This is a genomic window from Mycobacterium sp. (genome assembly GCF_035603715.1).
In the GTDB taxonomy this organism is placed as follows: domain Bacteria; phylum Actinomycetota; class Actinomycetes; order Mycobacteriales; family Mycobacteriaceae; genus Mycobacterium.
This window is the reverse complement of sequence record NZ_DATNJW010000389.1, coordinates 1-3,832: the sequence shown is the minus strand read 5'-3', so window position 1 is coordinate 3,832 and position 3,832 is coordinate 1. Positions and strand designations below refer to the sequence as shown.

General features: G+C 64.4%; 3 protein-coding genes. 1 reads left to right on the top strand and 2 read right to left on the bottom strand.

Going from position 1 to position 3,832, the window contains the following annotated elements:
• Window positions 1-1,036, bottom strand: a 1,036-nt coding sequence (locus VN856_RS16160; protein WP_325690766.1) for an aldehyde dehydrogenase family protein, incomplete at its 3' end; no start/stop codon positions are given.
• A gap of 79 nt (window positions 1,037-1,115) precedes the next feature.
• Between VN856_RS16160 and VN856_RS16155 the strand changes: the two genes are divergently transcribed.
• A complete protein-coding gene (locus VN856_RS16155) occupies window positions 1,116-2,762 on the top strand; it encodes an acetolactate synthase large subunit (protein ID WP_325690764.1) in 1,647 nt (548 codons plus the stop codon).
• A 67-nt stretch (window positions 2,763-2,829) separates the two neighbouring features.
• Here the strand turns inward: VN856_RS16155 and VN856_RS16150 are convergent.
• Window positions 2,830-3,832, bottom strand: a 1,003-nt coding sequence (locus tag VN856_RS16150) for a lipase maturation factor family protein (RefSeq protein ID WP_325690762.1), incomplete at its 5' end; no start/stop codon positions are given.

Here is a 3,832-nt window from a genome sequence, read left to right as displayed (position 1 = left end):
GGTAGAACCAGCCCGGCTGGTCGGGGGTCTTGCCGCCGAGGCGGACCTTCGCGCCCGCGGCGACGGCGTCGTCGACCTGCTGGGCGATCTCGTCGCGGCCCGACTCGGTGGCCAGCGGACCCACGTCGGTGTCCGGGTCGGCCGGGTCACCCACTTTCAGCGCCGCCATCCGTTCGACGAACTTGTCGACGAACGCGTCGTAGATGTCGGTGTGCACGATGAAGCGCTTGGCGGCGATACAGGATTGGCCGTTGTTCTGCACCCGTCCGGTGACCGCGGTCTTGACCGCCTCGTCGAGATCGACCGACGGCATCACGATGAACGGGTCGCTGCCGCCGAGCTCCATCACGGTGGGCTTGATCTCGTCACCGCAGATGGCGGCGACGGACTGGCCGGCGGGCTCGCTGCCGGTCAGCGTGGCCGCCTTGACCCGGGGATCGCGCAGGATGGCCTCGACGGCCTTTGACGACACCAGCAGCGTCTGGAAGCAGTTCTCCGGAAAGCCACCGCGAGCGATTACGTCGGAGAGATACAGGGCCGACTGCGGCACGTTCGAGGCGTGCTTGAGCAGGCCGACGTTGCCGGCCATCAGCGCGGGAGCGGCGAACCGGACGGCCTGCCAGAGCGGGAAGTTCCACGGCATGACGGCCAGCACCACGCCGAGTGGCTGCCACCGGGTGTAGGCCCGCTTAGCGCCAACTTTTGAGGCTTCTGCCGGCTCATCGGCGAGCAGCTTCTCGGCGTTCTCGGCGTAGTAACGAAAACCCTTGGCGCACTTGATCGCTTCAGCCTTGGCCGATTTCAGGGTCTTGCCCATTTCGAGCGTCATCATCGCCCCGACCTCGTCGGCTTCCTTCTCCAGCAGGTCCGCGGTGGCGTTCGCCCACTCGGCACGTTGAGCGAACGTGGTGGAGTGCCGATAGTCCAGGAACCGCTCGTGGGCACGGGTGATTGCCGCGTCGACTTCCGCGTCGGTTGCCGCGGTAAAGGTCTTGACCGTTTCGCCGGTGGCGGGGTTGATGGTGGCGATCGCCATGCTTACATCCTTCGCTTACGAGGTTATGAAACGTCCAACACCTAGCCTGCCACTATCGTTCCCTTAAGGGAGGTGCCGGATGAGCAAAGCGGCCGAGCTGATTGTCAAGTGTCTGGAGAACGAGGGCGTCGAGGTGGTCTTCGGGCTGCCGGGGGAGGAGAACATCCGCTTCGTGCAGGCGCTGGCGTCGTCCAACATCCGCTATGTGCTCACCCGGCACGAGCAGGCCGCGTCGTTCATGGCCGAGATGTACGGCCGGGTGACCGGGCGGGCGGCGGTGGTATCGGCCACGCTGGGTCCGGGCGCAATCAACATGCAGTTGGGTGTCGCCGACGCCACCACGAACAGCACGCCGATGGTCGCTATCTCCGCTCAGGTGGGCCAGAACCGGCAATACAAAGAGTCGCACCAGTACGTCGACCTGGTGTCGATGTTCGCACCGATCACCCGGTGGGCTGCCGGGATCCCGACCGCGCAGGCGATACCGGAGATGGTCCGCAAAGCGTTCAAGCTCGCCGAGACCGAACGCCCGGCAGCGGTATACCTGGCCGTGCCCGAGCACATCGATGCCGACGAAGCCGATTACGACCTGGGCCCGTTGCCGCGCAACGTCGTTCGCGCCGATGCGCCGGCTACCCGCCAGGTGGCGCGCGCCGTCGACATCCTGCGTAAGGCCGTGCGGCCGGTGCTGCTGGCCGGACACGGCGCGGCTCGTTCCGGCGCGACCGATGCCCTGGTGCGCTTCTCGGAGAAGTTCGGCATCCCGGTGGCCAACACCTTCCATGGCAAAGGTGTCATGCCCGATGACCACCCCAACAGCATCGGGGCGCTCGGGTTCATGCGGCACGACTACGTCAACTTCGGGTTCGACAACGCCGACGTCATCATCGCGGTGGGGTATGAGCTGCAAGAGTTCGACCCGGTCCGGATCAATCCCAAGGCAGACAAGAAGATCATCCACATCCATCGGTTCCCGGCGGAGGTCGACGCGCACTACTCGGTCGACGTCGGGATCATCGGCGATATCAGCGAGTCGCTGGACGCGCTGGCCGAAGGGCTCGACGACCATGTCTTCGTCGACGATCCGGAGATCCCCGGTTCTGGCCTGCTCGACGAAGAATTTGCACGCGGCCAACAGGATTCGCGGTACCCGCTGGCGCCGGCCAGAGTCGTCGCCGACACCCGGGCCGCGCTGGACCGCTCCGATGTCGTGCTGGTCGACACCGGCGCCACCAAGATGTGGATGGCCCGGCTCTACCCGACCTATGAGCCCAACACCTGTCTGATCTCAAATGGGTTGTCCACCATGAGCTTCGCGCTGCCTGGTGCCCTCGGGGTCAAGCTGGCGAAGCCGGAGTCGAAGGTGCTGGCGGTGGCCGGTGACGGGGCTTTCCTGATGAACTCGCAGGAAATCGAGACCGCTGTCCGCGAGAAGATACCGCTAGTCGTGCTGATCTGGGAAGACGGCGGCTACGGGCTGATCGAGTGGAAGATGGATCTCGAACTGGGCGAGCACCACTACGTGAAGTTCGGTAATCCTGACATCGTCAAGTACGCGGAAAGCTTCGGCGCCAAGGGTTATCGGATCAACAGCGCCGACGAACTGTTACCGACGTTGAGGACCGCCCTCGATGAGGATGGGGTGTCGCTGATCTGCTGCCCGGTAGACTACTCCGAAAACCTGCAACTGACGGATCGACTCGGCGAGCTCGACGAATCGCTGTAGCCGGCCTGCCCGCAGGGGCCAACGAATTGCCCACCTCTGAGGTACAACTCAGATCTATTGACTGACTTCAGGAATTCGACGAGTTCAACGACATCGGCGCCACGTACCCGCCTTCCGGCGTGCGATGCCACCAGGCGTGATCGCGCCGCAGCTCGGCCGGAGTGGTGAACCGGTAGCGGTACAGCTGGGCTCGCACGTACCGCGGCGGGTCATCCGGGAACGGATTGCCACGCAGCAAACGCAGCGTCGCCGCATCATTCTGCAAGAGCCGCAACATGAATGGTTGCAGCCACGAGTAGCCATACTGCGGGGAGATCGCCGCGAACCACATCAGCCAATCCAATCGCAGGTGATACGGCGCCCACTGGCGCGGGTGCCGCCGCAAATCACCTGGCTTGCCTTTGAATTCGTATTCCTTCCATACCGTCTGCTCGGTGATCGTCGGTGCGTCGGTGCCCTCGATCACCACCTCGCGGCGGGTGCGACCGATACTGCCGAACGCCCCATAGGTATTGATCAAGTGAAACGGGTTGAACGACATGTTCATTCGCTGACTACGCGAGATCATGTTGCGCACTGGCCAGTAGCTCAGCACCAGCGTCAGCACCGCGAACACGATCACCAGGGCAACGAACCAGCGCGGGGCGTCGGGCAGTGCGGGTTGGCGGAGGATGGGCAGAATTGCCGCAACCGATCGTGCGTCGATCGCGCTGCAGCCCAACAGGATCGTCAGCCAGTTGAGCCAGGCGAAGTTGCCGGACGCCACCAGCCACAGTTGGGTGACGACGACAATTGCGCCTGCGATGCCGGCCACCGGCTGCGGGGCGAACAGCCCGAACGGGACGACGAGCTGCGCGAAGTGGTTGCCGGCGGCCTCCACTCGATGCAGCGGCTTGGGCAGGTGATGGAAGAACCAACTCAGCGGGCCTGGCATCGGCTGGGTTTCATGGTGGTAGTACAGGCAGGTCAGATCCCGCCAGCAGGAATCGCCCCGAAGCTTGATCAGGCCGGCCCCGAACTCGAGCCGAAACAGCAGCAACCGCGCGAGCCACATGGTCAGCAGCGGCGGC

Excerpts from the sequence above, each read along its gene's own strand:
- VN856_RS16155 (WP_325690764.1), top strand. The coding sequence starts at position 1,116 with ATGAGCAAAGCGGCCGAGCTGATTGTCAAGTGTCTGGAGAACGAGGGC.